The organism is Collinsella sp. AF04-24 (assembly GCF_003465685.1).
In the GTDB taxonomy this organism is placed as follows: domain Bacteria; phylum Actinomycetota; class Coriobacteriia; order Coriobacteriales; family Coriobacteriaceae; genus Collinsella; species Collinsella aerofaciens_AP.
The window spans coordinates 1-3,259 of sequence record NZ_QSBK01000039.1 but is presented as its reverse complement, the minus strand read 5'-3'; the positions used below and the strand labels follow the sequence as shown (position 1 = coordinate 3,259).

Genomic DNA, 3,259 nt, shown 5'->3' with positions numbered 1-3,259 from the left:
GGCTCCTATCTTTTCAGTGCCCTCGGATTGGGTCATAGTGTCTGTCGGTGCCAAAACATCGGCGTTGCCTTGGCTGTCAATGTGGCACTTGGGGACGTTCCTTTTGTGCCGACACTTGGGGACACTCCTTGTGGTCGTTGGGGAGTGGTTTACTTGCTCGCGAACAGCCAGATGAGGATGATCACGAGGACTACGGCGACAATGCAGACGATGGCGCCGGTGAATTTGATGCGTGAGTCGCGGGTACGTTCGCGCACCGCGTCCTCGGTGGCCTCGAGCTGGGCGACTTCTCGCTCGGTCTCGGCGTGTTCGGCTTTGTCTCGGGCCAAGGATCCTGCAAGCGACTCAGTGATCTCTGGGTGGTCGTGCACTTCGGTCGCCTGTTCGATGATCGACTGCGCATGTGCGGCATCTGCTTGGGCGTTGGCGATGCTCTGCTCCTGGTCGCGGCGTGCCTTGTCCTCGGCAGTGATCTTCTCGCGCAGTTCGCGCTGACGAGTCGCGGCGGCTGTCTTCGCCGTCTGCAGCTCGTCGCGCGCGGCATCGGCTTCGGTCGTCACGGCTTGGTGCGCGCGTTTTGCGTCGGCGATAGGGGCTTGAGCCTGCTCGACGGCCTGCTCGGCTGCGGCAAGCGAGTGCTCAAGGTCGGCGGTGATGCGCGGGACATCTTCTTCGGCTTTACGCAGGGCATCTGCCGTGTCGGAAATCTGCATCGAGAGCTCGCTGGTGCGCACCGTATAGTTGGCGGGATTTGCCGAGGGATTGCGTTGCAGCTCGGCATACTCATGGCGCAGCGTCTCGAGCTGGGCGCGCGTGGCGTCGACGGTTTGTTGTGCGGCCGCAATGCCGGCGTCTCGCTCGGCCTTCACCTTGTCGCGGATGCGCTTGGAATCCTCAAGACGTCGAACGAGGCGGTTGCCGGTCTCGCGAGAGCTCGCCTCGCGGGCCTCCACGGCGTCGAGCGCGGCCTTCAGGCGGAGCTCAGTCGCGTCATCCTCTGTCTTCATTTGTTCGAGCTGACCATTGAGCTCTGTCGCTTTGGCGGCGTGGGCATCACGGTCAATCTCGGCGGCCGCTGCAGTCTTATGTGCCGTGGCGATTGCCTGGCGCTGGTCGGCGATGATCTGATCGTAGCGGCCTGCGATGTCCTGGCGCGTCTCGAGCTCCTCTGCCTGGTCGGCGATACGCTGCGCAAGCTCGGACAGGTGGGCGCGGGCATCGGCGAGTGCCTTCTTGGCGGCGTTCATTTCGCGCATGGCCGACGCGCCCTGGGCGATAAAAGTGCCCACGGCGTTAGCGGTGTTTGAAACGGCGCTCCCCAGGTCGTGGCTCGTGGCGAGGGCATGCGAGGTGGTCGGGTGCGCGGCCTCGGCGGCATTCGTATCGGCAGTCTGCGGCGTGGCGATATTGCCGGTGCCGCCTTCGATCACGGAAAAGCCCGCTGCGTGCGGGTCGACCGCGTCGGTGCCGATCGTGGGGTGCTCGAGTTGCAGGAACGAGGGCATGGTGCTGCCCTGGTCGGCAACCGGGGTCTCGCCGGGTACAAAGGTCGAGGCGGCCTCGGCAGCCTCTTCCACTTCGGCGTCAACGTCGGCATCGGCGACAGCGTCCTTCATCGCTTTGACGGCATCCATCATGGAGTCCATGACGGCGTCGAGCTCTTCTTCCGAAGACACCTCGATGGGGCCCGCTGCTTGCGGAGCGGCGTCCTTTTCGGGGGCGTCGTCCTGAGCGGCCGAATCGTCGTTTTGCTCGTCGGCATCTTCGGCCGCAGGGATTTCCGTCGCAGCGCCGTTATCCAGAGTGGCGTCGTCGATGTCGGTATCATTGCAGGCCGCAGCGTCAGTATCTGCGGCGACGTCTGCTGAATCATCAATATGCTGTTGAGTCTGGGGGTCCAGCTCGTCTGTCATAGGCATGTGCTCCTCATCGTTGTTTGTCACCCTATGATAAAGTCTCGCGCCGACATCCCGCGCCCCGCAGCAAAGTTTCAAAACGTGTTCGATGACTCGTGTCGATAGCAAAAATTCGGCCACTTTATCCAGTTTGTACTTGACAATCCCTTCGCCGAAAGACGTTATGCCGTTCGCCTACCGAGGCCTTTTCTATTCACTTGAACCCGCTAAAGTTGCATTTCAGCTTTTGGCGCGTGAAGTTGGATGCGCGCAGTCGACGGGCGGGCCCGTCGCGATTTGAAAGGACTTTGTATGGGACTTTTCACTGGTAAGACCGTGATCGTCACCGGCGGCGGCAAGGCCACGCTCAAGGACGGCTCCGCTGGCTCCATCGGCTACGGCATCGATATCGCCTTTGCCAAGGAGGGCGCGAACCTCGTCATCACCGGCCGCAACGTCGCCAAGCTCGAGGCCGCCAAGGAGTCTCTCGAGGCTGAGTACGGCGTCAAGGTTCTTCCTGTTCAGGCCGATGTCTCCGCCGGCCAGGACAACGAGGCCGTCGTGCAGAACGTTATCGACAAGGCGATTGAGGAGTTCGGTCGCATCGACGCCGTCGTTAACAACGCTCAGGCCAGCGCCTCGGGCGTGACCATTGCCGACCACACTATGGACCAGTTCAACCTGGCCATTTACTCCGGCTTGTATGCCACCTACCTGTACATGCAGAAGGCCTATCCGCACCTGAAGGAGACCAAGGGTTCCGTGGTCAACTTTGCTTCGGGCGCCGGCCTGTTTGGCAACTATGGCCAGTGCAGCTATGCTGCCGCCAAGGAGGGCATCCGCGGCCTGACTCGCGTCGCCGCCAACGAGTGGGGCAAGGACGGCATCAACGTCAACATCGTTTGCCCGCTTGCCTGGACTGCTGCGCTCGAGAACTTCCAGGATGCCTATCCCGAGGCGTTCAAGGCCAACGTCCACATGCCGCCGGCGGGCCACTACGGCGACGTCGAGAAGGAGATCGGCCGCGTGGTCGTTCAGCTTTGCGGCCCCGACTTTAAGTATATGAACGGCGAGACTGTCACCCTCGAGGGCGGCATGGGCCAGCGGCCGTAGGGGTTACGGCGTTTTGCCAAACGCCGTAACGGGCCGACGCTGCGCGGGCCGCATTTGGACAATCTGACGTTCAACTTCAAGGGCGCGACCGAAAGGTCAGCGCCCTTTCGTTTCACGTCACCTTGTCTCAAATGCGGCTCGCTCGCTGACTTATGCTCAACCTGCGGCGCCATTTTGCTTGAAGGTACCTTGCTCGCCCTGGCGGGTTTTCGCTCATATGACCCAATCCGCTGTCAAGAGCCACAATGGCC

General features: G+C 61.9%; 2 protein-coding genes. One reads left to right on the top strand and one right to left on the bottom strand.

The window, feature by feature from the left end; translation table 11 throughout:
- Positions 1–149: 149 nt before the first annotated feature.
- Positions 150–1,913: a hypothetical protein gene (locus tag DWV32_RS09915; protein ID WP_117758032.1), complete on the bottom strand. Its 1,764-nt coding sequence runs from the start codon at positions 1,911–1,913 to the stop codon at positions 150–152.
- Between the two features lie 294 nt (positions 1,914–2,207).
- Between DWV32_RS09915 and DWV32_RS09910 the strand changes: the two genes are divergently transcribed.
- A complete protein-coding gene (locus tag DWV32_RS09910) occupies positions 2,208–3,008 on the top strand; it encodes an SDR family NAD(P)-dependent oxidoreductase (protein ID WP_006235414.1) in 801 nt (266 codons plus the stop codon).
- Positions 3,009–3,259 lie beyond the last annotated feature (251 nt).

What these genes read in the sequence shown, in the direction of transcription:
- DWV32_RS09910 (WP_006235414.1), top strand. Translation starts at nt 2,208, where the DNA reads ATGGGACTTTTCACTGGTAAGACCGTGATCGTCACCGGCGGCGGCAAG.
- DWV32_RS09915 (WP_117758032.1), bottom strand. Translation starts at nt 1,913, where the DNA reads ATGACAGACGAGCTGGACCCCCAGACTCAACAGCATATTGATGATTCA.